Below are 26405 nucleotides of genomic sequence, written 5' to 3'. Positions count from 1 at the left end.
TTATCCCTTTCTCGCCCTCTTGCAATTTTTCGCGCTTGGTAAATCGAAACTATTTATATAACCGACAATTGATAACCCCATTAAAAGAACATTTAATGTAATCGGATTAAACGGTCCTGTAAAGCTTGCGATATTCGTAAATCCTGCCGCTAACGTTAAAACTAGTAATACAATAATATGCAGTATAAATAATTTTCGTTTTGTTAGTGGCAACAGCCATACGACACCGAAAATTATTTCTAACCCCCCAATTATTTTAAGTATACATACACTACTTTCATTTGAACCGATTAATAAAGAAAGCATCTTTACTTCTTCTGAATGAGTAAACAGTAGTTTTGGCACTATCCCTTGATATATCCATACAAAAGCAAATAAAGAACATACGAGCCAATACGTCATTGTTCTTCTAATTAGTAACCTAGGATGAAGCCCCTTTTCTAACCATAATTTTAAGGCATCAAAACTCCAAGCAGTCGCCCAACCTAATAACGGACGAAAAATATAGGAATCTATCACATTTCCTATACGACCAAATCTTGTATCATAATCATATTGTGTCTCAAAATGGATGTATTCTTTATTGGGCGTATACTTCCAATAACCACGTCCTATTTGAATAAGAGATAATGTATTATCCGTCCAAAATTTTAAAGAAGAAATTCTTTCACCAGTTTCTTTTCTTATTTCACCTATTGATTCCCCTTCTCCAACTATTTCAAGCCCAAATCCAATCTTTGTTTTATACAAAAACTTCTGTGGTTCTCCTTCTTTTTTCTCTAAATACGAAATTTCAGTAAAGCGAGCATCCCACTCTGTATGTATATCTGGTTCTTGCGTATATTCCCATAATTTTTCCATCGTCGTGTTCATTTTTGTCGCAACATAAATAGGCTGTTTCCTTTTCATTCTCCCCACCTCCTATGCACTATAAGTTTAATGTACATGCAATGAATTTATTTTGCTACATTTTTCACAAACTTCCTCAAAAAAAGAAAGAATTTTTAAAATATATATAAAACACTTGATTCCACGAAAAATTTAAATTATTATAAAACAAATGTTACCAACAACTTCATAAATCAAACACTCTCGCCTAAAACGTGAGATAGAGGTTGCGATACTTATGAGTATTCTAATGGAGACACAGAGATGTCTATGAACTTAGATGAAAGGAAGTATTGCCGAAATTGATAAATTTCTCTGCATTTATCAATTGGGGCTGTTTTCGAATAGAAACAGAACTGTCATATGTACAGACGTGTACGTATGAAGAGCTATCTACAAAAAAGAGATATCATTTTTTTATGATATTCCTTTTTTGGCGGTTTTTTTATTAGCTCCGTTTTCTGTTTCCCTTTTCCTGTAACAGCACCATCCTCACTTATTTGAGATGGTGTTTTTTGTTTGTCTTTCTGGTAACTACAGGAGTATTGGGGATTTATATATTTCCTAATCTATTCTTAAAAATAGACGAAAGAAGGAATTTGTAATGGAAACAATTGTTCAAAAATTTGGTGGCACTTCTGTCGGAAGCGTCGAACGCATTCAACATGTAGCAAATTTAATTATTGAAGAATATGAACGAGGTCATAGCATTGTCTCTGTCGTTTCAGCAATGGGAAAAAGCACAGATGAACTTGTCGCACTCGCTAACGCTATCACAGAAAATCCAAGTAAACGTGAAATGGATATGCTTCTATCTACAGGAGAACAAGTAACTATTTCATTATTAACAATGGCACTGCAAGCAAAAGGCTATCATGCAATTTCATTAACAGGGTGGCAAGCAGGTATTACGACAGAATCTGTACATAGTAGTGCACGGATTACTGACATTCATACAGATCGTATTCAATCTTATCTTGCTGAAGGTACGATTGTTATCGTAGCTGGTTTCCAAGGTATAAGTGTAGAAAATGAAATTACAACGCTTGGCCGTGGTGGCTCTGATACGACTGCTGTCGCATTAGCTGCTGCACTTAAAGCAAAAAAATGTGATATTTATACGGATGTGACAGGTGTATATACGACGGACCCACGAGTTGTAAAAGATGCTTACAAATTAGACGAAATTTCTTATGACGAAATGTTAGAGCTTGCTAATCTCGGTGCTGGCGTATTACACCCGCGCGCTGTTGAGTTTGCTAAAAATCATAATGTAGTTTTAGAAGTTCGCTCAAGTATGGAACAAGAAAACGGAACAATTGTAAAAGGAGAATGTAACATGGAACAACAATCAATCGTTAAAGGTATTGCATTTGAGGATAACATTACACGTGTCACAATTAAAGGATTAGAACAAGGCTCGCTTTCAACAGTTTTCTCTACATTAGCAGCAGCACACATTAATGTAGATATCATCATTCAAAGTATTACAAATGAAGGAACTGTACACCTCTCCTTCTCCATTCATTCGAATGATTTAAGAGAAACTTTAGAAGTTTTGGAACAAAATCAAGAAACTCTTCACTATGAATCTGTAGAACATGAAAATCACTTAGCAAAAGTATCAATCGTAGGATCTGGCATGGTATCTAACCCAGGTGTCGCTGCAAATATGTTCACTACTTTAAAAGAAGAAGATATTCATATTAAAATGGTAAGTACATCAGAAATTAAAGTGTCTGTCGTTATTGACCGCCTTCATTTAGTAACAGGCGTTGAGGCGCTGCATCAATCATTTATGGCGAAAATTGAGCCTTTAGTGCAAATGAGCTAATCTGATATATTTAGTAATGCTAAAAAAATCATATTAATGTATTACCTTCCTATTAAATAAAAAGCTGTTCGTTAACACGATGCTATATGACATATTAAAAAACACCTTGTCACATTTTCCTATACTGTGACAAGGTGTTTTTGACTGAAAGGAATTTGTAACTACTTAGTAGTATAATTATGAGGATAATTAAATAATAGACTTTTATACATAAGGAGATAAGACTATGGCAAAAAACAAATTACTACGAATGGACAATGTCAGCATCGTTGTAGAATCCCTTGATAACGCAATCTCTTTCTTTGAGGAGATTGGCTTGAATCTCGAAGGTCGAGCCAATGTCGAAGGTGAATGGGCTGGTCGCGTAACTGGACTCGGTTCTCAGTGCGTAGAGATCGCTATGATGGTCACTCCAGATGGCCACAGCCGAATTGAACTTTCGCGATTTCTCACCCCACCTACTATATCAGATCACCGAAATGCTCCTGTAAACGCCCTCGGTTATCTACGCGTCATGTTCACCGTTGAAGACATTGACGAAATGGTATCGAGACTCACTAAGCATGGTGCAGAGCTCGTTGGTGAAGTAGTTCAGTATGAGAACTCGTATCGTCTCTGCTACATTCGTGGGGTCGAAGGAATTTTAATCGGTTTAGCGGAAGAACTCGGTAATAAATAAGTAATGTTTTATAAAAAAGAGGGAATAGCTCTATATTTAAGCTATTCCCTCACTTCTATTAAAACAGATGAATGTTTTCTTTTTTACAAGCTGCACGTAAATCATCAGGCCATACAGAAGATTGAACTTCACCGATATGTGCTTTACGTAAGAAGTACATGCACATTCTTGATTGCCCAATACCACCGCCGATTGTTAATGGTAGTACGTCTTCTAATATACCTTTATGGAAATCATACTCACGTTTGAAGTCTTCACCAGTTTTCGTTAGCTGCTCATCAAGCGATTTACTATCAACACGAATTCCCATTGATGATAATTCAAATGAAGATTGTAGTACTGGGTGCCAGAATAAAATATCACCGTTTAATTTCCAATCGTCATAATCAGCCGCGCGTCCGTCATGCTTTTCACCTGAACGAAGTGCATCACCAATTCCAATAATGAAGACTGCACCGTGTTCTTTTGCAATTGCGTGTTCACGATCTTTCGGTGTTAATTCTGGATATTTATCTTCTAGTTCTTGAGAAGTAATAAAAACAATCTCTTCTGGTAAATACTTTCCAAGGAACGGATATTTTTCAAATAAGTGATCTTCTAAATCTTTGAATATTCCATAAATTGTTTGTACTGTTTTTTGTAAGTAATCGACAGTACGCCATTCTTTTTGAACGATTTTTTCCCAATCCCATTGGTCAACGTAAATGGAATGCGTTGCATCAAGTTCTTCATCACGACGGATCGCGTTCATGTTTGTATATAAACCTTCACCAGCTTCGTATCCGTATTCATGTAATGCAAATCGTTTCCATTTCGCTAGTGAATGAACAATTTCTAATTCTTCTCCTGAATGTAACATATCAAATTCAATTGGGCGTTCTACACCGTTTAGGTGATCGTTTAATCCTGATTTTTTCGTTACGAATAATGGTGCAGATACGCGAAATAGTTCAAGGCGTTTTGCTAATTGGTCCTCGAAAAATGTTTTAACTTCCTTAATTGCGATTTGAGTCTCTCTTACTGTCATTAATGATTGATACATGGTGGTTTCCTCCTAAAATGTTTGGATGTTGTGAAAAGAAGCCAACAAAAAAAGCCCTTCTTTCCCAAAAAACTGGGACGAAAGGCTTTGGTTCCGCGGTACCACCCAAATTAGCAACAGAGGTTGCTCACTTATACAATACGGAGATGAAATATCTCGATACTGTTCTTCTTGTAACGGCGAAGTTCCCGGCTAAGTCTACTTTCCTATAAAGGATTTCGGTTAGCAACTCCAGGAGGTTCTTCATAATAGGCTTCGTATCAGGCTCACACCACCCCTGACTCGCTTAAACTACGTCCTACTACTACTCGTCCTTTCATAGTCGTTTTGTTGTCACATCTCTGAAACATTTTATTAATGATTATTCTATACAAAAAATAAAGAAAGTCAACAAAAAGTTTTAAAATGTTTTTCAATTCTTTATTTTACGGCTTTATTGATTGTTGTTAATTTAACATCTTTACTTTTTCTGCCTCGTCAATCCAAAAAATGTTTCACTGACCGAAACTAACGTATACACAACAATTAATGTGATCGTTCGGAATATAGAATCTGCAGTATTTCTTATTATTTTCATTTTCTTTATAATTCCTTTCAGTTTACTTGCAAATTCATGTTATACTATAGCATTCAAGCAGTTTATTTTTACTTAAAGCAATCATAGTCATTTATAAAGAGTATTTTCTAAATCATTGACTATTATCAAATAAGATTTTTATATAACGGAGTGATCATATGAGTAAAACGAAAGCAAAACCGAAAAAAGGTGTAGGACAAGGTACAGGAAGTAAAGGATGGAACCGTTGGCAATCAAGTGCAAAGAAAAAGGCAGCTGCCAAACCATACAAAAGTAAAGGGACAAAGAAGTAATTTAAATAACATTTGATTTCTTTACTTTGTACAAAACAAAATATAATTATTACAACAAAAAAGCTATGCCCTCATAAATTTGAAGGCATAGCTTTTTTATATTAAATCATTAAAATATCTCGAATTTCTTCCTCTGTGATTGAGGACAATTTCTCTTCTCCCGGCTCAATCACTTCAGCGATTAAATTTTTCTTACTTTCTTGCAGTTCATGCATTTTCTCCTCAATTGTTCCCTGAGATACTAGCTTTATAACTTGCACTGTATTTTTTTGTCCCATTCGATACGCCCTATCGGCCGCTTGTTGTTCAACAGCTGGATTCCACCATAAATCATATAATATTACTGTATCTGCACCAGTTAAATTAAGTCCGGTACCACCAGCTTTTAAAGAAATGAGAAATAGATCTCCTTCTCCTTCGTTAAACCGATCGCACAGCTCTACACGATCCTGCGCTGGTGTACTCCCGTCTAAATAAAAGTATGGAATTGCTTGTCGATTTAACTCACGACCAATAATGGAAAGCATCTTCGTAAATTGAGAAAAAATTAATATTCTCTTCCCTGTACTTCTACATTCCTCTAAAATCTCTAACAGTTGTTCAAATTTAGCTGAACTTCCTTTGTAATCATCAACAAATAAAGCGGGATGACAACAAATTTGTCGCAATCTCGTTAAACCAGCTAAAATTCTAATTTTATTTTTACGTAACGTGTCTTTGTCTAAATGCTTTAACGTTTCTTCCCTTAACTTCGCTAAATAAGCAGCATAGAGACTCTTTTGATCGGGTAATAACTCCGATGATTGTAAGTGCTCTATTTTCTCTGGCAACTCATTTAATACGTCCCCTTTTAATCGTCTTAATACGAATGGTTTCACTCGCTTCGCTATATCTTCACGCCTTAAATCACCGAACTCTTTTCTTCCTGGTAATAATTCCGGGAAGACGACATGGAAAATAGACCATAGCTCTTCTAATGAATTTTCTACAGGTGTACCAGTTAGTCCGAAACGGTATTTAGCTTGAATTGTTTTCACAGCTCTTGCCGTTTGCGTTGTAGGGTTTTTAAACGCCTGTGCTTCATCAAGAAATAGTGTATGAAATGGTCTTGCATATAATCTTATATCTCTTCTCAGTAATGGATATGACGTGATTACGACATCAAATTCCGTTATATCTTTCAAAATTTTCCGGCGCTCTGCTTGGTTTCCATCTGCAATAACTGCTCTAATATGCGGGGCGAATTTTTTCAATTCACTAAACCAATTATAAACAAGAGATGATGGTGAAACGACTAATATTGGCAGTTTCTTTTCTCGAATCTCAGCCAAAACAGAATCTATAAAAGCAATGCTTTGCAACGTTTTTCCAAGTCCCATATCATCTGCTAAAATACCGCCAAAACGGTAATGAGCAAGTGTTTTCATCCATTCGAACCCATATACTTGATACTTTCTCATTTCTGCATTTAAAGTATTTGGCACAGCAAACTTTAATTTTTTCGGGTTTTGAATGTTTTCTACTAACTCTTGAACTGAATCATCCAAACTTAAAACATTGCCTTCGTGAAGTCCGTTCATCCATTTTACACTCCGAATAAGCGGAACATTTACCTCTTCTCCATGTAAAAATTCTTTCCGAATACCTGATTCTTTTATAAACTGATTAATTTCATTAAACTCTTTACTCTCTAGCGACAAAAACGAACCGTTCGCCAATCGATAATATTTACGTTTCTCTTCAAGGGCCGCTAATACACCTTTAATTTCTGCTTCTGGTATTCCTTTTATATCAAAACGAAATGACAACCAATCAATCCTTTCTTTTCTTCTCACTCTAATAAGAGGAACTGCATCCCCTTTACTAATTCGCAATTTGATTGCTGTCGTCGCATAAATATCAACTAAACCTTTTAATGTTGGCACGACGTGATATAAAAAGTTATACTCAGCTTCTTCATTATGCATAAAGTAACCGCCTTCTGTTTTTGCAAAGCCACTTTCACTCATAATGTCTAAAATCTCTTTTTCTTTTTTCTCATCACGATTAAAAACAGACGGCTGTCCATCCTCTTCTAGCGGATTAATCATGACGTTCCCATAGTGAAATTCAAGACCTGCTAATAAGCGATTTTTCACGCGGTCTAAATACAATTTCGCTTTTAGCGAAGGTGTTTCAACACGATCCGATATTACTTCATCAATGTGTACCGTTCCGAGCTTCATTAATCCTGGTACAACTTTCGCGACGAAATGTTCCATCTTACTTTCTGGAATATAAAACTGATTACTATTTGAGCGACTCATCATCTTTTGTAATTCAATAAGTCGCATACAATCTTCAATGTGTAAGTGATATAATTTCCCACCATAAAGTGCATTGTTATACATATCCATAACTTGTACACGATTTAGACCATCTATATGAAGTGTAAATCCGCCATTATTTCCCTTCGTAAATTCAAAGTGTAACGGCAACAAACCTTTTGAAACTTGTAATCCCTGAAACAGTTGTTTATTTTGTTTCAGCTGTACATATTCAACTTTAGAAAGTGAAGAGAGCATATCTTTCCATGAAGCTGGTGGTATAAATATCATACTTTCATCTTGTTTCGCATGTACTTCTAGCGCATCCTCATACATTTTTTCGTTATGATACATTTTAATGAGCTGCTGAATAATTGCATCCGTTTCTTGTTTAAAACTATGTACATCTGGTGTATATGTAAATTCATTTGAACAATGAAAAGACTCTCTTTTCTCCACCTTAGAAAGAAATTCTCTAATATGATTTATGAAATACACCTTGGCAAGTTTCAATTGAATTCCAAGAAGAGCACCACCACTTCTCGTAGCTACTGGTGTACATATAAACTCAACATCTAATATTTCACGTGTATCAAAACGGTGTTGTTTACTTTTTGGCCTCAGTGGTTTGTCTGCAAACAGCTGCAACATACCACTTGTCAATTGATCATTTCTGTTACTAGTGGAGCTCATTCCACCTGTTTGTTGATTATAGTTTATTTGTATTAATACTGCTGCAACATGTTGACAGTACGTTTGAAAAGACGCTAATGAAGGACAACTACATTTTGCAACAACATCACCCTTTTTAGCTTTTTCTACTGTAACCTGGAAATCCTCGTTCCCTTTTACTGTCGCCTCGCAAATTTCTTTATTTTCATCATAATGATTTATTATCACTTTATTTGATTTATAATAGGCTTCACCTCTTTTATATGAGGTCTCTCCGCACACTTCTTTAATAATCGATTTATTCAATGTGAAACTCATCGCTTTGACACTTCCTTAATATAAAACCATTTTCTCTTACTTAACATTTTACATGCTCCACGAGAAAATATAAAATGTTGATTTAACAAAAAAGATGCTTATTTATAAGCATCTTCTTCACTCTATCTCCATCAACCTCTTCGCCTCAAAATACAACACTTGAATAAACTTCTTTGTATTAATTCGCGTATGACCAGAAGATGCAAGTTCATCTTTCGTCATTTCTGTCATCCGTTTTCTAACTACAGTGAAATCGAAAAATTTTGGAGCATAGCTTTCAAATTTTGGATTTGAAAAGTCTGTTAGTCCTAAAGAAGCCAAATGATTTAACGACTGATAAATAGCTCGACGTACTCTTTGTTCAGACGCTTTTTTCTCTTTATCAATATCCGCCTCTAAAGCTATATCCCCTAATTTCCTTATCGTAATATGATGAAAAATTTCTTTTAACGCAGGAAAGCCAAAGTCAAATGTCTGTGCCTTTTCTTGACCATATAAATATTCCAGCATACTAAGTAAATCTTTACTTCCATTCTCTCCCGCAATACCGAGTTCTGATAGTAAAAAGCGCCCTAAATCCCCTATCTTTTTTCCTTCTTGTACTGGTTCAGTACGCAATTGCGGTTTTTCCCACTGAAACACGTTATTCAATGATTTTTGAATATCATGTATAGAACGCTCCAATCTAATACGCTCTATCACTTTGCGTACAACAGATACAACTTCGATTTTGTTTAATGGTTTTGTAATATAATATTCTACACCAAGTGTATATGCCTCACCTATAAGCTGCTTCGATTCCACTTGAGAAATCATAATAATTTTCCCCGTGAAAGTTGACGCAATGTGACGAACTGTTTCAATTCCGTCCCTCATCGGCATCAACAAATCAATAAATAAAATATCTACTTTTTTAAAATTTAGTTGATCCGCTTCAATAAAAGCTCCGTCATCCGCCTCACCAATTACTTCTCCAAGATCTCCATCTTCAATAATTTGCGAAAGCATTGAACGAAAAACTTCATCATCGTCTACGATATAATAAAACAAATCTATTCCCCTTCCCGCTTTAAACTATCCTCTGGTAAACAAACGATAAACTTACATCCTCTTTTATTTTCTCGGTCTTCTAATTTCACTTCTCCGCCTAGCTCTGTTACCATTTCATTTATGTAAGAAAGCCCAATACCAGTTGACGGTGTTCCCGTTTGATCATACTTGGAAGTAAATCCTGGCTTAAATACTAATTTCTTATACTTTTGTGTAATACCAGGCCCATCGTCAATTACTTCAAAAAATATTTGCTGATTTCTTTTATATAGCTTAATAATAACGAAACCTTTATCTTCAATTGCTTCAACTGCATTTGCAACTAAGTTATTAAAAATTGATAGCACTGTATACACGTGGTATGCAGCATGCTCACCTTCTATATGTTTAGAAAAACGTATATCCTTTTCTAGCATTTCAGCATACTTCTCGTTTATTCTAACAATCATCTCTGCTAACTCATGTCCTTCTACATATTCAGCCACATTTTTATCTAATAACAGTTTAGATAACCCTGCAAATATCCTTTGATTATCCTTTTTTATTTCATGCACTTCCCCCGCTATTTTCAATGCTGTTTTACTACTTGAATCAGCGCTTACTTGTAAGTTTCGATAAAGTTGATATGCTTCTTGTGTAATTAACTCCGCATTTTGTAACGTCTTTTTCAAATGAACAGATTCCACATATAAATTAGAAAGATGCATTAACATATTTTCATTTTCTTTTCGAACTTGCGATTCTTTTAATTTCGTTTCATATAAATTCATCATATTTAAAAAACCAAGTGCAAAGAAACTACGAAAAATAGCAATAATAATAAGTTTATTCACTTCAGAAATCGTTATTGTTGTACCTAGTACTAACATGTGATAAAACGCAAGTTCTGACATACTTGCAACAATTTCAATTGAAATTCCAAGGCATCCAATAATGATTGGTTTCTGATGGAACTTATTTACCCTACAAAGCGAAAAAAAACTGCCATAAATAAAATAATAGAAGAACACAGGATAACGCAAATAAAATGATTCTGTCATATGAAATGAACCTTGCATGATCCAGTCAAGACATACTCGGAATAAGACTACAGATATACCAACAAGAATACCTGCAACTCCTGCTGGTACTCTTCTTAAAAATAATAATAAAAAGAAGAATAGCGGTGTACCGAAGCTAACTCGAAACGTATCATTAAAGGGATGAAAGTTCAGCTCCCCAGCAATCGGAACAACGACCATTAATATAATTAAAAGGGACATATCTTTCTTCCATAATTGATTCCAATTCAAAGGTGCCACTTCCTATACTTTTTTCAGTAGTAAAAGCGAAAGCCCGCTTATTGTTATAAACGGGCTTCGTTTCTATATTCTAACCTTTTCTACCGCTTTTATTTGGCGATACTCTGGCTTCCACATTGCTTCTTTCACTGCCATCTTGATATCGTTATCACTTAAGTTCACTCTTGCAACACCTTCTGCAACTGCAACTTTAGCTACTTCAATTGCAACCATTTCTGAGATATTACGTAATTCTTCGACCTCTGGTAAAATAGGTGCGCCTGGCTGACTTGTATCTACCATACTTGCAACTGCTTCAGCAGCTGCTGCGAACATCCCATCCGTCATAACGCTTGCACGTACTACAATTGTTCCAAGACCAAGCCCTGGGAAAATAAGTGCATTATTTGATTGCCCGATAACGTACGTTACACCGTTATACGTAACTGGTTCAAATGGACTTCCTGTTGCAACTAATGCTCTTCCTTCTGTCCATTCAATTAAATCTACTGGTTTTGCTTCAGCAAGTGGCGTCGGATTCGACATTGGCAAAATGATTGGTCTTTCTACGTGAGAAGCCATTTCTTTAATAATCTCTTCTTTAAATGCACCTGCAACAGTAGATGTGCCAATTAAAATTGTCGGTTTTACATGTTTCACAACTTCAGCAAGTCCGATCACATCATTTTGCTTCCACTCACTTACTTCTGCTTCTTTTCTTGCATATGGAATTTGGAAATCAAGAAGATCTTCCATGTTATCTGTAACTAATCCGTTTCGGTCAATACACCAGAAACGATTATGTGACTCTTCTTCTGATAAGCCAGCACGGACCATTGCATCTCTTACTTGATCTGCGATACCGATTCCAGCTGTACCAGCGCCAAACACAACAACGCGGTGTTCACTCAGTGGTACACCAGAAGCTTTCACCGCTGATAATACAGCAGCAAGTGAAACTGCACCTGTACCTTGAATATCATCATTAAACGTACATACGTCATGACGGTATTTATCTAAAATTTTTCGTGCATTGCGAGAACTGAAATCTTCCCAATGTAAAAGTGCTTTCGGGAATTGTTTATTTACCGCTTGAACAAATGTATCAATAAATTCATCGTAAGATTCACCTGTTATACGAGGGTGACGATTTCCAATATAAAATGGGTTGTTTAATAGTTCCTCACGGTTTGTACCTACATCTAATATTACCGGTAATACGCGGCTAGGATCGATTCCAACTGCGGCAGTGTAAACAGCTAATTTTCCGATTGCGATATTAATACCGCCAACACCCCAATCACCAATTCCTAATATACCTTCTCCATCTGTTACAACGACTAAATCAATGTTCTCAGCTGTTGCACCAATATTGGCAAACGCTTCTTCAATACCTGATGGGTCGTTAATTGATAAGTAAATACCACGTGGTTTACGATATTCATGACTATACCTTTGAATTGCTACACCGACAGTTGGTGTATATACAATCGGTAACATTTCACGTAAATGATCTGTTAATATACGATAAAATAATACTTCATTTCGATCATGTAACGCAGTTAAGTATACATTCTTTAATAAATCATCCGGCTGCGAACTAAATTGTTCGTATGCTCGGCGTGCCTGTTCTTCTAACGTTAAAACCGCTGGCGGTAATAACCCTTTTAAACCTAACTCTTCTCTTTCATTTTGTGTGAAAGCTACCCCTTTATTTAAAAGTGGTGTTGATAATACTTCTGCTCCTCTTAATGTTGTTTCTAATGCACCATTAGAAGCTACTGTAAACTTGCTCATAACATCCCTACCTCTATTCATATATAGCATTTCTATATTGTAAACAAAAAAGAGGGGTTTGTCCCCCCTCTTCTTTTAATTTTTCTTTAAAAGAGTTGCTCCTGCAATCCCTGGATGTGTCATTTCGAATGGATCTAGAATTAACTCTAAGTCTTCTTGTGACAGTACACCATTTTTCACACAAAGTTCTCGAACGGATTGCCCTGTCGCGATTGCTTCTTTCGCAACGCGAGCTGCTGCTTCATAACCGATATGAGGGTTCACGGCTGTAATAATTCCTACACTTTTCTCAACATACTCTTTTAAGCGATCTTCATTCGCTTCAATTCCTTTTAAGCAATTATCTGTAAAGGCACGGAAACCGTTATTCATAATGCTAATTGATTGCAGTAAGTTGAAAACAAGTACTGGTTCCATAACGTTTAATTCTAATTGTCCTGCTTCTGAAGCAAGGCAAATTGTATGGTCATTACCAATTACTTGGAACGCAATTTGATTAATAACTTCTGGCATAACAGGGTTTACTTTCCCTGGCATAATAGATGAACCTGGCTGACGAGCTGGTAACATAATTTCTGCTAAACCAACACGTGGACCTGATGCCATTAAGCGAAGGTCATTCGCAATTTTAGACATATTCATCATACATACTTTAAGTGCTGCAGATACTTCAGTATAAGCATCCGTATTTTGTGTCGCATCCACTAAATCTTCTGCACCAACAAGCGGTAATTCACTAATTGCAGCTAAATGTTTTACAACTGCTTCAATATATTCTGGATCTGCATTTAAGCCTGTACCAACTGCAGTTGCCCCCATATTTACTTCATATAAATGTTGACGCGATTGTTGAATTCGTTTCATATCACGTTCAAGTACGCGAGAGTATGCTTTAAACTCTTGTCCAAGACGAATTGGCACAGCATCTTGTAAATGTGTACGACCCATTTTAATCACATGATCGAACTGTTCTGCTTTTAATTCAAATACATCGTGCATATAACCCATCGTTTGTAATAAACCTTCTAATGCGTTTAATGTAGCGATATGAATCGCTGTTGGGAATGCATCGTTTGTTGATTGCGCCATGTTTACATGACTATTTGGACTAATATAGTGATAGTCTCCCTTTTCCATTCCTAATAATTCAAGAGCACGATTGGCAATGACTTCATTTGCATTCATGTTCATTGAAGTACCTGCTCCGCCCTGAATTGGATCTACGATGAAATGATCATGCCATTTTCCATCAAGAATTTCTTGAGCAGCCTCTGCGATCACGCCACCCTTGTTCAATTCCAATCTTCCTACATCTGTATTAGCAAGCGCTGCTGCTTTTTTTACAATTGCGAACGCTCTAATTAAGCCTTCATGGATTTTGTATCCTGTAATCGGGAAGTTTTCAACTGCACGCATCGTTTGCACGCCGTAGTATGCATAGTTTGGTACTTCTTTTTCACCTAAAAAATCTTTTTCAATTCGAACACCATTTTTAACTTCAGTTAATGTTGCCATGATTATTCACTCCTTAACGATTTCTTATGCTGCTTTTGTTTCTTTGACTGTTTCTACATATTGTTTTGCTTTCTCATTATCGAATTCGCCTTCCCACTTCGACATAACAATGGCCGCTAATGCATTTCCTAATACATTGACAGATGAGCGAATCATATCTAAAATGCGGTCAATTCCCGCAATTAACGCGATACCTTCTAGTGGTAACCCCATTGAACCTAACGTTGCTAATACAACAACGAACGATGCACCTGGAACTCCCGCCATACCTTTGGATGTTAACATGAGAACGAATAATAACGTTATTTGCTCTGTCAGTGACATGTGCACACCGTACATTTGTGCAACAAATAATGCCGCTAACGCTTGATAAATAGCCGATCCAGTCAAGTTAAATGTATAACCTGTCGGAATTACGAAAGAGGCAACTGCCTTTGGACAACCGAACTCTTCCATTTTTCTCATTATATTAGGTAAAACAGCTTCTGAACTTGCTGTCGTAAATGAAAGAATCAGTTCTTCTTTTAAAATTTTCATTAATGTAAAAATGTTTACGCCAACCATTCTTGCATTAATACCTAATACAATCACAACGAATAGTATAACAGTTACGTATACAGCTAGCACTAGTTTTCCTAAAGGAAGTAGTGTTGCTACACCAAATTTTGCAACCGTAACCGCAATTAATGCGAATACACCAAATGGTGCAAATTTCATAACTTGATTTGTAACCCAAAACATCGCTTCGAGTACACCTTCAAAGAAGTTAAAGACAGGCTTTCCTTTTTCCCCAATTGCTGCAACTCCTAAGCCGAATAGTACTGAGAAGAATATAATCGGTAATAGGTCACCTTGTGCAATCGATTCAAATACGTTTTTCGGTACAATGTGAACAATTGTATCAGCAAAACCTTTCTTCTCTGTTGCATCTGCAGTTTGTTTATAAGAAGAAATATCACTTTGCTGTAGATTACTCATATCAACGCCAGTACCTGGTTGGAATATATTCGCTGCAAGTAATCCCATTAAAATAGCAATCGTCGTAATAATTTCGAAATAAAGAATTGTCTTACCGCCCAGTTTCCCAAGCTTTTTCATATCTCCTACACCAGCTACCGCAACAATTAATGCTGAAATAACAATTGGTACTACAATCATCTTAATTAAGTGAATAAATATATCCCCAATTGGTGTGATATAAGAAATCGCCGTTTTATTGCCATAAAAGACTGCCCCTACTACAATCCCTAAAACAAGCGCGACAAAAATTTGTGTTGCCAATCCGAATTTTTTCATTTATGTTCATCCCCTTCATGCGAACGCTTTCAATTTGAATTTATAAAAGCTACTCACACATCTTATAAGCGAACCTACAAAATCATACAAAAACCTACAAGTTCGTCACAAAAAATTCAAATATTTTTCTTCTTTTTTTCATTGACACCATTTTGTTAAAAAACGATAAAATAAACTTGATAAGTAATCAGATTGTTTCGTATAATCAAAAAGATATATACTTAAAACAAATCAAAATGAAAAGGAGTGGATGTTATGAAAAACTATACAAAGCAATTCGTCCTATCTTCTTCTTTTCTTTTTCATTTTCTTAAAAAGGAACAAAGGCATTCGCCTTTGTTCCTTTTTTATTGCGATCTATATAGGGGGAATTGTTATGAGACCATATAAACGTGTCTTAATTAAATTAAGCGGCGGTGCACTTGCCGATCAAACTGGAAATAGCTTTAACTCCAAACGATTAGAACATATCGCAAACGAAATTTTATCTATTGTTGATTTAGGTATCGAAGTATCCATCGTCATCGGTGGCGGTAACATTTTTAGGGGGCATCTAGCTGAAGAGTGGGGAATTGATCGCGTGGAAGCTGATAATATCGGTACGTTAGGTACAATCATTAACAGCTTAATGCTTCGCGGTGTTTTAACAAGTAAAACAAATAGAGAAGTACGCGTTATGACTTCCATTCCATTTAATGCAGTAGCTGAACCATACATTCGCTTGCGTGCAGTCCACCATTTAGATAACGGCTATATCGTTATCTTTGGAGGCGGAAACGGCCAACCGTTCGTGACAACAGATTATCCAAGTGTACAAAGAGCCATCGAGATGAATAGTGATGCCATATTAGTCGCAAAACAAGGGGTAGATGGCGTCTTTACAAGTGATCCAAAGCATAATAAATCAGCAAAAATGTACAGCAAACTAAACTATAATGATGTCGTTAGACAAAATATACAAGTCATGGATCAAGCGGCATTACTGCTTGCCAGAGACTACAATTTACCAACGCATGTCTTTAACTTTGATGAGCCTGGGGTCATGAAGAAAATATGTTTAGGCGAACATGTGGGGACGTTGATCAATGATGATGTTACGATGCTGGTGCATGAAAAATAATGATTTCCCACCAAAAAGGGTGCCTTTTGTAGGCACCCTTTCCTAATCCATCATCACAAATAGAACTCAACCAATCCCGCTACTTTCTCCTTACAACGCTCCCAAAAAGATAACTTTTCAAAAAACTCTTTCGTCATTTCTTTCGAATCATGAAAATCCTCTGTTAATGCCTTATTAACTTGTCCTACAATAGGACCACCATAAATATAAAAATTCATTTCATCATTTATGTTGAAGCTACGCGAAGTAAAGTTTGTTGTACCAATAACGGTTAATTCATTATCAATAAGCATTAATTTACCATGGAACATTCCTTTTTTATACCCATATACAGTAATCCCATTATTAACAGCTTGACGTATGTATGGATACGCCGCTTCTTTTATAAGAGGTAGATCTGGTTTATATGACCAAAGTATTTTTACTGTAACACCACGCTTTTGTGCTGCGATTAAAGCATTCATAGATTCTTTATTTTTTGCTATAAAATACGGCGTTGCAATTACAATGGAGTGTTGAGCTTGTTTTATGAGCTCTATATATTTTTCAGCAACGTAATGCCCATTGTAACTAGTCATAGTATGTAATGTATTCCCTTTACTAGCTTTATTCGTACTCCTCTTTATCTCTTCTTTCGTATCTCGTTTCCAATCTAAAGCAAACTGCTCTTCTAAATCTTTTGCTCCTTCTCCTTTAAGCCGTACATGATAATCACGCCAATATCCAAATCGCTTATCTTTCCCTAAGTACTCATCTCCTATATTAAATCCGCCTGTATAGCCAATCTCCCCATCAATCGTCGTAATACGGCGATGATTACGATGGTGAAGTGAATAAAATCCGAATGGCAATGCAGGTTTTCTACTATATGTAAAATGCACACCACTTTCCCTCAATTCATTTATCATCTTTCTTTCAAATGATAAATCATTCATGCGATCAACTGATAAATAGACGTTTACTCCTTCTTTTGCCTTCTCTTTTAATAAGTTTAAAAAAGTATGACTACTTTTATCATCCGACAAAATGAAGAAATAAGTGTAGATGGAGCTTTTCGCTTTTTTAATATCTTCAAATAGCTGCTCATATAATGATTTCCCTTCTACATATAATTGAAAATCACTATAATGAGGCGCATACTCTGTCGGCATGTTTTCCCCAGCTTCCATTTTCCTACCTAAGGTAACATCGATATGCATCCAAATTAAAATAAAAACGAAAATAGCAATAACAATAGAAGTAACTCGCAATATTTTTTTAATCATTTTGATTTCCTTCCGATCATTTTCTTTCCACCTTTCTATTTTGTCATTCAAGTTTAGATTTCATGCTTCATACAAAAAAGGATGTGACTTAACGTCACATCCTTTTCACATTAAACAAAATTCCTCGCATCATTATTTCTTCCAAACTTATAAATCGCAATTAAGAAGAATGCAATTGCGAAAGCGAATAAAATTAAAATGTTTAAATACAACTCCGAGAATGGTATTCCCTGCTGTAGTTTTGATATCGTATCTAACAACCAGCGCTGCGGAAGAAAATTAGCTACTTTTTGTACTGCACTTGGCATAATATCATATGGGAAATAACATCCCGCAAGTAAGCATGTTGGTACAATGATCATATTTTGCATCGCATTTGCCGATGCTGAGTTTTTCGAAAAAGCTACAAGGACTAATGATATTCCAATTGCGATTAATGCAAATAGCATTAGTACGCCCATCATCACTATGAAAGACATATTGATATTCGTATGAAAAACATTCGTCAGGAATAGGATTGTAATCAAAATTTGTACTGTTAGTATTATCATATTTACCCCGACATTAGATAATATGAACTTCTTCCCATCTATCGGCGTTGATAATAGTCTAAAGTACGTTCTATTCTCTTTTTCTTTTAAAATATGACCTGATAAGTTAGCTGCTGAAAACAGCATAAACATAATAAGGTAACCCATCGTTTGATTTGTCATATCTTTATTTTTCGAAGTATCTTCTAGCATCTCAGTTTTCATTTTAAATGAACCTTTTTGATACCCTGCGTACATATTGTCGAATGTACTTTGATCTGTTCCTGCTACTTTACTAATAGCTGCTATATTATCAATATAATTATATAAATATGATTTTATAAATCCTGTTACTTGATCACCTTTAATCGATGAAATTTCAATATGCTCTGGTTTCCCTTCTCGAACACTTTTTGAAAAACCAGAATCCAATGTAATAACTCCATCAAGTTTTTTGGAAGTGAGTTTATCTTCTACTTCAGACTCCTTAACCTTACTCACATTCACATGATTTAATCCTTCTAAAAACTTTATCGTATCATTTGTTATCGGCTCATTTTCTTTATTTACAATCCCGATATTTAACGTTCCTTGCCCTGCATTTCCATATATCGAGAAGGAAATGAGCGTCCCTATTATCGGCAAGCTAATTATAATGAGTAAACTTTTTTTATTTTTCAAAAGCACAGATAACGTTTTTTGTATGAGCCATAAAATATCCTTCATACTATAGCCCCTCCCGTCTACGTAATGCAATAATTGCAATTAATAAAAAGAGTGCTGAAATTCCAAGGTTTAAAGAAATGACTGATAATGCTGCCCCTACATCATTTGCATAAATAATTTTCATAACAGCTGTATTTGCCCAAGTTAATGGTGATAAATTCGTAACGAAATTTTCTTCTATTACGAAATATGCACCTCCAAAAATAGAAGCTAATTGCACAACAACCATAATAATTGCCCTAGACGCTTCAGCTGTTTTCGTAATATATCCGATTCCTAAACCGAAGCTAATTGCTAGAAAGACTTGTGTTAATAAAATAAGAAATATGATTCCAAGATGGTCGCCCCAATTCGCTTGAAAAACAAATTTACTAAATAACATGACGAGTAATATGCACAGGGCATTTGCTACTAGGCTACCAAGTACTTTTCCAATGAATATTTCAGCTTTACTTATAGGTGCAGCAATGAGACGATCTCCTGTTTTACGTATTCGTTCTCCTCGAATTAAAGAACTCGCTCCCATCGCAGCATATAGTGCAATCATCGTTGTCATTACAACCGCATAGTAATCCATAGAACCTGGTTTTTTCGCAGCTTGTAAGGATGTTTCTTTTATATAATCATTATGATTTCCGTTTGAAATAACTGTGCTCACCTTAGTAGGATCTACTTTTGCAACTTCGACCGCTACATTGTACTTATCAACAAATGTTGTAAGCATTCCTTCCACAATACTCCCCTCAATACTACTTTTGTCACTTCCGTAAAATTTTGCACCATCTTTATTTAACTCTACATAAGCAGCATATTTATTTTTCTTCACTTCTTCTTTCCCATCTATACCTTCGGAAGCTTTTTTAAAATGAATACCTGATTTATCCACTTCTTTCGTAAATGCTTCAAATGATTGAGAAAACGTGCTACTCGCTTCATCTTTATATAGCACTTGTATATCTTTAATCGAATGACTATCACTATTAAATGCGTTGGTTAACGCTGTTCCTAACACAAGCATAAGCACAATCGGAAATGCTAACATAAAAACTAAAGTTCTTACGTCTCTGAAATCTCTTTTAATATGCATAATTGCAATATTGAAGATGTTCAATTGATGAACCTCCCTTTACCTTTTCTTCATTTACCTTTTATTTATCTCGTAAGTTTCTTCCGGTTAACGTAAGAAATACTGTTTCTAAGTTTGGAGCCTGCTCCTCTAACGAACGAATTTCAATGTCATGATTAATGAAATGCTGAATAATTTGATTTAAATTATTTAATCCTGCATCCGAGTTTACCTTGATTACGTTCTCTTCAATCTGAACAGCTTTCACACCGTTTATCTCTTTTAACTTTTCTACATCTAAATTTTCTACTGACTTCACTTCAATCCAAATATCTTTCGTATCTGTAATAATCGCTTTTAACTGTTCTTTCGTACCTTCTGCAATCACTTTACCGTGGTCGACAATTGCGATTTTCGTACAAATCTCTTCTACTTCTTCCATGTAGTGGCTCGTGTAAATAATAGTGCTTCCCATTTCATTTAACTTCCGGACAGACTGAAGAATATAGTTCCTTGACTGCGGATCAATTCCAACTGTCGGTTCATCCATAATAATTAACTTCGGTCTATGTGCAATTGCACAAGCAATATTTAATCTTCTTTTCATCCCACCAGAAAAGTTCTTCGGATAGCTTTTCTGTTTATCACTAAGTCCTACAAATTGAAGAGCTTCCTCTACCCTAGCTTTTAATTCAGCTCCTCGTAATCCGTACAATCCAGCAAAGAATTTCACATTTTCATAGGCAGTTAACTCTTCATAAATCGCAATATCTTGTGGAACAATACCGATATTCATCTTTGCAAATCGATTATGTTTCTTTATATTTTTTCCTAGTATGCTAATTTCACCTTCATTACTTCTTAACAAACCAGCAATCATATTTATCGTTGTACTCTTACCAGCACCATTTGATCCTAAAAAGCCAAATATTTCTCCTTCTTTAATAGATAAAGACATATTATCAACTGCGATGAAATCACCAAATTTTTTCGTTAAATTTTTAATTTCTAATGTATTCATCATTTTCACCCCTATTTCGGTTTCTCTGCTTTTAGTATAAACAAAAAGAATGAACCTGCTCAGTGCAGAAGTTCATTCTTTTCACATGAGAATATTCACTTTTTTCATATGAGATGGTTCATCCTCGTACCATTCTCTTTATATTGGCAACAACATCGTTACTGAAAAACCACTTGTCCCATCTACAATAATTTTTCCGTTTACAGACGCCGTTCGCTCCTCCATCCCCATAATACCGAGACCTTTTTTAACAAGAGCTACCCCTTTTCCGTTATCCTTCACTTGCACCTTAACCATCTTGTTAAGCACATGAATATCTATAGAAATAACTGTCGCATCAGCATATTTCATTGCATTTGTTAGTGCTTCTGTAACATTCTCACCGATAATTTTCCACTGAATGGGAGAAATCATATCTAAGTTCCCTTTGTACACGAAAGGAATATTCACATCATTCTTACCGGCAAATTCCTCTATGAATAATTTCATACGATGAATGCCAATTTGCTCTGTTGGTGGCTTCATATTTTTTAACGTAATGCGAATACTTTCAATTCCATCTTTTGAAATGTGAATTGCATTTTGTAATAACTCCGCTGATTTTTCTTTATCTATCCCCATTAATCTCTTTGCTGCTTCCATTTGAATTAGTGCACCCGTCATCGAGTGGCCAATTTTATCATGAATTTCTTGTGATAACCGATTTCTCTCTTCTAGCTTAAATGTGTATTCAGATTGTCTTATGTACTCTTTATTTTCATGTAAACTTTTCGTAAGTCGTTGCATATCTTTCCGCATCTTATCATTTTGCGATTCAAGCTTTACTACACGCGATATATATCGATCTGCAATAGTTAAAACGAGAAAAGAAAATGCAACAATTAATCCATAAGTCATTCGAATACTTTCATCTGCAATCGTAATTGGGAGCATCATAACGACAAAGCGTGGCCAATTATTTTCTATGTAATAGAATATAATTTCGTATAAGTTCAAAGGTAAAAACAAAATAAAAAATGGATGAATCCTCCATGTAAATAACATAACTACGCCAATGGACATACAGATTAATATTTTTTTATACGTATCTTTTTTAAATATAGAAATCATTACGTTTACAGAGAGGTAAATAAGTAAAGTAAATATAACCCACGGTAAATTTGCTACATTTGCGTAAATATAACTAAACACAATATATAAAAAGACAATTAATTTACTTACAGTTAACCAAAATTCCATATCATTAATCTACTTTCCCTGTTAAGTAATAAATCGCAATTTGTGTGCGATGTTCAAGTCCAGTTTTCCCTAAAACTGACGTAATATAATTTGCAATTGTTCCCTCAGATATAAAAAGCTGTTTCGAAATTTCTTTATTTGAGAAACCTTTTGCAATTAATGCGATAATACTAAGCTCCCTTTCTGTGAAAAGACTCTTATCAATTTTACATTCTTCCTCTTTACTTTCCATTAAATTAGACTTAATTTTATCGAGGACAACATCTTGCATAACAGTTTGACCGTTATATACTCCTTTTATCGCATCACGAATCCGCTCCGGATCGTTATTTTTTAATAAATAACCTTTAGCTCCGTTTTTTACTGCATCCAAAATATATTCATCATCATCAAACGTCGTTAAAATAAGCGGTTTTGTTTTCGTCTCTTCACAAATGAATTTCGTCGCCTCTACTCCGTTCATATTTGGCATGCGAACATCTAATAGAGCGATATCAACGTCGTTCTTTTTGCAATACTCCACTGCTTCCTTCCCATCATTTACTGTATCTACTACTTCAAACTCTTCGTATGTATTTAAAATAATTTTCATGCCCTCTCTAATAAAAGAGTTATCATCTGCTATCAATATTGTAATTTTCATGTTTGTTAGTATGGACCTTCCTCCTACTAACATTCACATCCTTTCTACGTGTAACATTTCCCACTTGCTCATTATATACTTCTCTTTACCATTTTTTCACACCTTTTTTCATCTAGCTCTCCTACAAAAAATATATTATTCTTTTTTTATAAAATGTGTAGGGTGACTTATCATTCTTTACGTCTATATAATAGAATGCGTCAAAAAGGAGGGAGAGACCCATTGAGGAAAAACAATTAATTGAAAAAGCACAACAAGGAAGCGAACATGCTTTTCGTATCCTTGTGCAAACATATCGTCATTATATTTTCCAAGTTATCTTTTCTATTTTAAGACATGAAGAAGATGCGAAAGATGTTACACAAGAAGTATTCGTAAAAATTCACGCCTCTCTCCCTAATTATCAATTTCGCGGATTAAAAACGTGGATGGCGCGTATTGCCACCAATCACGCTATTGATTATAAGAGGAAGAAAGCTAGAGAAAACGAAGAACTCTCCTTATGTAAAGAAACTGAGGGAAATATAAAATCCTCTCATAATATTGAGGATTTATTATTGACGAAAGAGCAAAAATTACTCATCGCTCAAAAACTGAGAGAACTTCCGGAAAATTACCGTGACGTCGTTCTCGCACATTACTTAGAAGAAAAAAGCTATCAAGAAATTGCTTTACAGGAAAACATCGAAGTGAAAACAGTTGAAATGAAACTGTATCGGGCACGAAAATGGATTAAAAAACATTGGAAGGAGGAAGAGTTTCTATGATGCATTATTCAAAAGAAGATTGGTGCAATTATACATTAGATTTTATAGAAAGCAATGAACGTGAATCTATGGAAGAACATCTTTACGAATGTGATCATTGTTTAACACTTTATATGGAAAGTATTGATGAACAACATGAAAACCTTCCAATGATAAATGATGATTCATTTACGAACGAAGTTATGACGCAAATTAATTTTGAAACGCTACAACCTAATGAAAATATAAAAACAAACTCACTAAAACGCACAATTATTCACTACATAATTGCGACTGCAGCTACAATTATTTTTATGGTAAGTGGTTTATTCCAATATATTTTTACAGCGACATCAAATTTCGAGAAATCTTCAAAACATAACGAGTCTTCTATCTCACAACAAATTGTAAACAAATCGGTAGATACATCAAAAAAGGACGGAGGTTTAAAGCATGAATAAAAACCCCTTTTTAGCACTTGTATTAGGGCTAATTCCTGGGCTTGGACATTTATACTTAAAAAAGCTAGGACGGTTTATTTTATATAGCGGAGGATCTTTATTTCTATTCTCCTTTGCAGTATTCTGTACCATAGTAGTAAGAGAACGTGATATTGCTTTTCTTTCTCTATTTTTACTAGCTGTTCTATGGGTAATTAACTTACTAGATTTAGTTATCACCATTATAAAACAAACGAAAAAACAAGAAGCTGGAGAATTGATAAATTCCTCTAAAGAGAGCGAACGATTTTATATCATTCTCCTATCTATCATCCCTGGACTTGGCCATTTCCAATTAGGACTTATGCAACGTGGTCTTACGTTTTTAGTAGCTTGCACAGGAATCGGAAGTATGATTATTTTCGTTGCACTTTTAACATCGCAAGAAAGTTTTCTTATCTTCCTTATTACATTACCTGTTTTATGGATTTACAATTTCTTCGATGTTGTTCAGCAACTCCAGAAAAAAGAACGTGGCGAGCAACTAGATGATCGTACTATTTTCGAAGAGTTTGAAGAACATCGAGAGCAAGGAAAGAAAAGTAAAACATTTGCTTCTATTTTAGCGATGTTCCCTGGAGCAGGTCATATGTATTTAGGTTTACAACGCCGTGGTCTTCAGCTTATGGCAGCCTTTTTACTATCTATTTATTTACTCGACTTATTAAGACTTTCTGCGTTTTTATTTTTAGTACCAATCATTTGGTTCTATAGCTTTTTTGATGCGTTACAGCAAACAGCAAAATACGGAAAAGAACGAGTACAAGACGAACCCATTATCGATTATTTTATAAATCATCAAAGATGGATCGGTATCGGATTAATTACACTCGGTGGTTATTATTTATTAAATCAAACAGTCCTTCCTATTTTGAATGATTATTTTGTAACTATATTTAATATTCATCTTAGTGAACTATATTATCGCTATTTCCAGACATCTATCGTTGCACTCCTTTTAATTGGCGGCGGCTTTAAATTGTTACTTGGAAATAAAGAAAACAAAGGTGGGACAAGCGAATGAGGACTTGGCGTGTTGGAACATTCTCAATGGGGCTTTCTATTATATCGTTAGGATGCTTTTTACTATTTTCAGTCGTAAAAGGAATTCAAGTATTAGATACACTAACTGCATGGTGGCCAGTTTTACTTATCATACTTGGAGCTGAAGTTTTACTATACCTTCTATTTTCTAAGAAGGAACAATCATTTATTAAATATGATATTTTTAGTATTTTCTTTATCGGTGTTTTAGGAAGCGTCGGAATTGCTTTTTACTGTTTATTATCAACTGGATTACTAGAAGAAGTTCGTCACTCTATTAACACAACGAGGCAAACGAGTAATATTCCAGACGGACAATTTGATATACCTGAATCTATCAAAAAAATCGTAGTAGATGCAGGTCATCAGCCTCTAACGATAGAGGGAAATAATACAAATCAAATTCACCTTTTGGGAACTTATGAAATGACGACGAAAGCAAATGAAAAACTCAATTTAAAACAAGATGATTTCCTTTCAGTTCAAACGGCTGGAGAAACGATGTATATCACTTTAAAATCATTACCTGTTCAGCATACGTTATTTAATTCAGCACCACAGGTGAAACCAACGCTTGTTCTTCCGCAAAATAAAAATGTGGAAATCCGTGCTTCAAATAACGAACTATCTCTTTATCCAGGTCAATTACAAAATAATTGGTTTGTACAGGAAAGCTCAAGAGTGTCTGTCCATCTTGCACAAGAGAGTGATGTATCTTTAACAGCAGTAACAAATCAAAAAGAAACACATGGAAGCACACCTTGGGAACAAGTAGAAGATTTAACGAAAAACGAAAATACTTCTTCAGAAGAACATCCAGAATTAAACAACCAAGAACATTGGTATAAAAATTCGATTAAAACTGGAAATGGGACGTACAAGTTAAATATTGAGAAAGCTTATAATTTGAATATGAGTGTTCTCGAAAAATAAAAAACCTTCCGCAATTGCGGAAGGT

General features: G+C 35.1%; 22 protein-coding genes, 1 riboswitch and 1 other annotated feature. Of the genes, 8 read left to right on the top strand and 14 right to left on the bottom strand.

Annotation, left to right across the window (positions count from 1 at the left end; genetic code table 11):
• Positions 1–909, bottom strand: a complete 909-nt coding sequence (locus AC1Q8M_RS05095) for a DoxX-like family protein (protein ID WP_000823948.1) — start codon at positions 907–909, stop codon at positions 1–3.
• 192 nt (positions 910–1101) lie between these two features.
• Positions 1102–1288: riboswitch (Lysine riboswitch) on the top strand.
• 204 nt (positions 1289–1492) lie between these two features.
• Between AC1Q8M_RS05095 and AC1Q8M_RS05090 the strand changes: the two genes are divergently transcribed.
• Positions 1493–2722 (top strand): aspartate kinase, encoded by a 1230-nt coding sequence (locus AC1Q8M_RS05090; protein ID WP_000448032.1) that lies wholly within the window; start codon positions 1493–1495, stop codon positions 2720–2722.
• Positions 2723–2948: 226 nt separating this feature from the next.
• Positions 2949–3401: a VOC family protein gene (locus tag AC1Q8M_RS05085; RefSeq protein ID WP_001107260.1), complete on the top strand. Its 453-nt coding sequence runs from the start codon at positions 2949–2951 to the stop codon at positions 3399–3401.
• 58 nt (positions 3402–3459) lie between these two features.
• Here the strand turns inward: AC1Q8M_RS05085 and asnA are convergent, their stop codons facing one another.
• A complete protein-coding gene (gene asnA / locus AC1Q8M_RS05080) occupies positions 3460–4443 on the bottom strand; it encodes an aspartate--ammonia ligase (protein ID WP_000284912.1) in 984 nt (327 codons plus the stop codon).
• A gap of 70 nt (positions 4444–4513) precedes the next feature.
• Positions 4514–4772: a binding site (T-box leader), on the bottom strand.
• Positions 4773–5178: 406 nt separating this feature from the next.
• Here asnA and AC1Q8M_RS05075 point away from each other — a divergent pair.
• Positions 5179–5313, top strand: coding sequence for a DUF3934 domain-containing protein (locus AC1Q8M_RS05075; protein ID WP_000047588.1), 135 nt, complete (start codon positions 5179–5181; stop codon positions 5311–5313).
• A gap of 101 nt (positions 5314–5414) precedes the next feature.
• Here the strand turns inward: AC1Q8M_RS05075 and AC1Q8M_RS05070 are convergent, their stop codons facing one another.
• The 6 genes from AC1Q8M_RS05070 to AC1Q8M_RS05045 form a co-directional block, all read right to left on the bottom strand.
• The gene (locus AC1Q8M_RS05070; RefSeq protein ID WP_098855582.1) at positions 5415–8609 is read right to left on the bottom strand and encodes a DEAD/DEAH box helicase; all 3195 of its coding nucleotides are present in this window, start codon (positions 8607–8609) and stop codon (positions 5415–5417) included.
• A 117-nt stretch (positions 8610–8726) separates the two neighbouring features.
• Positions 8727–9659, bottom strand: a complete 933-nt coding sequence (locus AC1Q8M_RS05065) for a response regulator (protein ID WP_000500299.1) — start codon at positions 9657–9659, stop codon at positions 8727–8729.
• A 2-nt stretch (positions 9660–9661) separates the two neighbouring features.
• Positions 9662–10960, bottom strand: coding sequence for a sensor histidine kinase (locus AC1Q8M_RS05060; protein WP_098365963.1), 1299 nt, complete (start codon positions 10958–10960; stop codon positions 9662–9664).
• 63 nt (positions 10961–11023) lie between these two features.
• Positions 11024–12736, bottom strand: a complete 1713-nt coding sequence (malS, locus tag AC1Q8M_RS05055) for an oxaloacetate-decarboxylating malate dehydrogenase (RefSeq protein ID WP_141532471.1) — start codon at positions 12734–12736, stop codon at positions 11024–11026.
• 75 nt (positions 12737–12811) lie between these two features.
• Positions 12812–14251 carry an aspartate ammonia-lyase gene (gene aspA, locus AC1Q8M_RS05050; protein ID WP_000224200.1) on the bottom strand — a complete coding sequence of 480 codons (1440 nt, stop codon included), beginning with the start codon at positions 14249–14251 and terminating at the stop codon, positions 12812–12814.
• Positions 14252–14275: 24 nt separating this feature from the next.
• Positions 14276–15547, bottom strand: a complete 1272-nt coding sequence (locus tag AC1Q8M_RS05045) for a cation:dicarboxylate symporter family transporter (protein WP_000713290.1) — start codon at positions 15545–15547, stop codon at positions 14276–14278.
• Between the two features lie 376 nt (positions 15548–15923).
• Here AC1Q8M_RS05045 and pyrH point away from each other — a divergent pair, with 376 nt between their 5' ends.
• Positions 15924–16667, top strand: coding sequence for a UMP kinase (gene pyrH, locus AC1Q8M_RS05040; RefSeq protein WP_001248061.1), 744 nt, complete (start codon positions 15924–15926; stop codon positions 16665–16667).
• A 53-nt stretch (positions 16668–16720) separates the two neighbouring features.
• Here pyrH and cls read toward each other — a convergent pair whose 3' ends face one another.
• The 6 genes from cls to AC1Q8M_RS05010 all read right to left on the bottom strand — a co-directional run bounded on the left by cls (position 16721) and on the right by AC1Q8M_RS05010 (position 23157).
• A complete protein-coding gene (gene cls, locus AC1Q8M_RS05035) occupies positions 16721–17932 on the bottom strand; it encodes a cardiolipin synthase (protein WP_141505436.1) in 1212 nt (403 codons plus the stop codon).
• A 110-nt stretch (positions 17933–18042) separates the two neighbouring features.
• Positions 18043–19188, bottom strand: a complete 1146-nt coding sequence (locus tag AC1Q8M_RS05030; RefSeq protein ID WP_098400497.1) for an ABC transporter permease — start codon at positions 19186–19188, stop codon at positions 18043–18045.
• A 1-nt stretch (position 19189) separates the two neighbouring features.
• The gene (locus AC1Q8M_RS05025; protein ID WP_001020153.1) at positions 19190–20299 is read right to left on the bottom strand and encodes an ABC transporter permease; all 1110 of its coding nucleotides are present in this window, start codon (positions 20297–20299) and stop codon (positions 19190–19192) included.
• A gap of 37 nt (positions 20300–20336) precedes the next feature.
• A complete protein-coding gene (locus AC1Q8M_RS05020) occupies positions 20337–21275 on the bottom strand; it encodes an ABC transporter ATP-binding protein (protein WP_001093820.1) in 939 nt (312 codons plus the stop codon).
• 138 nt (positions 21276–21413) lie between these two features.
• On the bottom strand, positions 21414–22514 hold the full coding sequence (locus AC1Q8M_RS05015) for a sensor histidine kinase (protein WP_072938169.1): 1101 nt from the start codon (positions 22512–22514) through the stop codon (positions 21414–21416).
• 4 nt (positions 22515–22518) lie between these two features.
• Positions 22519–23157: a response regulator transcription factor gene (locus AC1Q8M_RS05010; protein ID WP_000704780.1), complete on the bottom strand. Its 639-nt coding sequence runs from the start codon at positions 23155–23157 to the stop codon at positions 22519–22521.
• Positions 23158–23441: 284 nt separating this feature from the next.
• Between AC1Q8M_RS05010 and AC1Q8M_RS05005 the strand changes: the two genes are divergently transcribed.
• From AC1Q8M_RS05005 to exsE, 4 genes are read left to right on the top strand one after another with little or no spacing between them, the layout of a single operon-like run.
• Positions 23442–23924 carry an RNA polymerase sigma factor gene (locus AC1Q8M_RS05005; RefSeq protein WP_232339738.1) on the top strand — a complete coding sequence of 161 codons (483 nt, stop codon included), beginning with the start codon at positions 23442–23444 and terminating at the stop codon, positions 23922–23924.
• Entirely contained in the window at positions 23921–24364 is a 444-nt protein-coding gene (locus tag AC1Q8M_RS05000) for a hypothetical protein (protein ID WP_098855585.1), read from the top strand. Before AC1Q8M_RS05005 ends, AC1Q8M_RS05000 begins: the two co-directional genes overlap by 4 nt.
• Entirely contained in the window at positions 24357–25427 is a 1071-nt protein-coding gene (locus tag AC1Q8M_RS04995; protein ID WP_001039116.1) for a hypothetical protein, read from the top strand. The genes AC1Q8M_RS05000 and AC1Q8M_RS04995 overlap by 8 nt, the downstream gene beginning before the upstream one ends.
• Complete coding sequence (exsE, locus tag AC1Q8M_RS04990; protein ID WP_001261423.1) at positions 25424–26380, top strand: exosporium protein ExsE; 957 nt, start codon at positions 25424–25426, stop codon at positions 26378–26380. The genes AC1Q8M_RS04995 and exsE overlap by 4 nt, the downstream gene beginning before the upstream one ends.
• The last annotated feature ends 25 nt before the right edge of the window (positions 26381–26405 follow it).

The sequence above is a fragment of the Bacillus sp. GW823-FHT06A10 genome, from assembly GCF_058795375.1.
Note: the sequence above shows the minus strand (reverse complement) of the source record. Positions and strands in the feature narration are given on the sequence as shown.

Bases quoted from the DNA above. Each gene is read 5' to 3' on its own strand.
- AC1Q8M_RS05095 (WP_000823948.1), bottom strand. From the start codon at position 909: ATGAAAAGGAAACAGCCTATTTATGTTGCGACAAAAATGAACACGACG.
- AC1Q8M_RS05090 (WP_000448032.1), top strand. From the start codon at position 1,493: ATGGAAACAATTGTTCAAAAATTTGGTGGCACTTCTGTCGGAAGCGTC.
- AC1Q8M_RS05085 (WP_001107260.1), top strand. From the start codon at position 2,949: ATGGCAAAAAACAAATTACTACGAATGGACAATGTCAGCATCGTTGTA.
- asnA (WP_000284912.1), bottom strand. From the start codon at position 4,443: ATGTATCAATCATTAATGACAGTAAGAGAGACTCAAATCGCAATTAAG.
- AC1Q8M_RS05075 (WP_000047588.1), top strand. From the start codon at position 5,179: ATGAGTAAAACGAAAGCAAAACCGAAAAAAGGTGTAGGACAAGGTACA.
- AC1Q8M_RS05070 (WP_098855582.1), bottom strand. From the start codon at position 8,609: ATGAGTTTCACATTGAATAAATCGATTATTAAAGAAGTGTGCGGAGAG.
- malS (WP_141532471.1), bottom strand. From the start codon at position 12,736: ATGAGCAAGTTTACAGTAGCTTCTAATGGTGCATTAGAAACAACATTA.
- aspA (WP_000224200.1), bottom strand. From the start codon at position 14,251: ATGGCAACATTAACTGAAGTTAAAAATGGTGTTCGAATTGAAAAAGAT.
- AC1Q8M_RS05045 (WP_000713290.1), bottom strand. From the start codon at position 15,547: ATGAAAAAATTCGGATTGGCAACACAAATTTTTGTCGCGCTTGTTTTA.
- pyrH (WP_001248061.1), top strand. From the start codon at position 15,924: ATGAGACCATATAAACGTGTCTTAATTAAATTAAGCGGCGGTGCACTT.
- cls (WP_141505436.1), bottom strand. From the start codon at position 17,932: ATGATTAAAAAAATATTGCGAGTTACTTCTATTGTTATTGCTATTTTC.
- AC1Q8M_RS05030 (WP_098400497.1), bottom strand. From the start codon at position 19,188: ATGAAGGATATTTTATGGCTCATACAAAAAACGTTATCTGTGCTTTTG.
- AC1Q8M_RS05020 (WP_001093820.1), bottom strand. From the start codon at position 21,275: ATGAATACATTAGAAATTAAAAATTTAACGAAAAAATTTGGTGATTTC.
- AC1Q8M_RS05015 (WP_072938169.1), bottom strand. From the start codon at position 22,514: ATGGAATTTTGGTTAACTGTAAGTAAATTAATTGTCTTTTTATATATT.
- AC1Q8M_RS05010 (WP_000704780.1), bottom strand. From the start codon at position 23,157: ATGAAAATTACAATATTGATAGCAGATGATAACTCTTTTATTAGAGAG.
- AC1Q8M_RS05000 (WP_098855585.1), top strand. From the start codon at position 23,921: ATGATGCATTATTCAAAAGAAGATTGGTGCAATTATACATTAGATTTT.
- AC1Q8M_RS04995 (WP_001039116.1), top strand. From the start codon at position 24,357: ATGAATAAAAACCCCTTTTTAGCACTTGTATTAGGGCTAATTCCTGGG.
- exsE (WP_001261423.1), top strand. From the start codon at position 25,424: ATGAGGACTTGGCGTGTTGGAACATTCTCAATGGGGCTTTCTATTATA.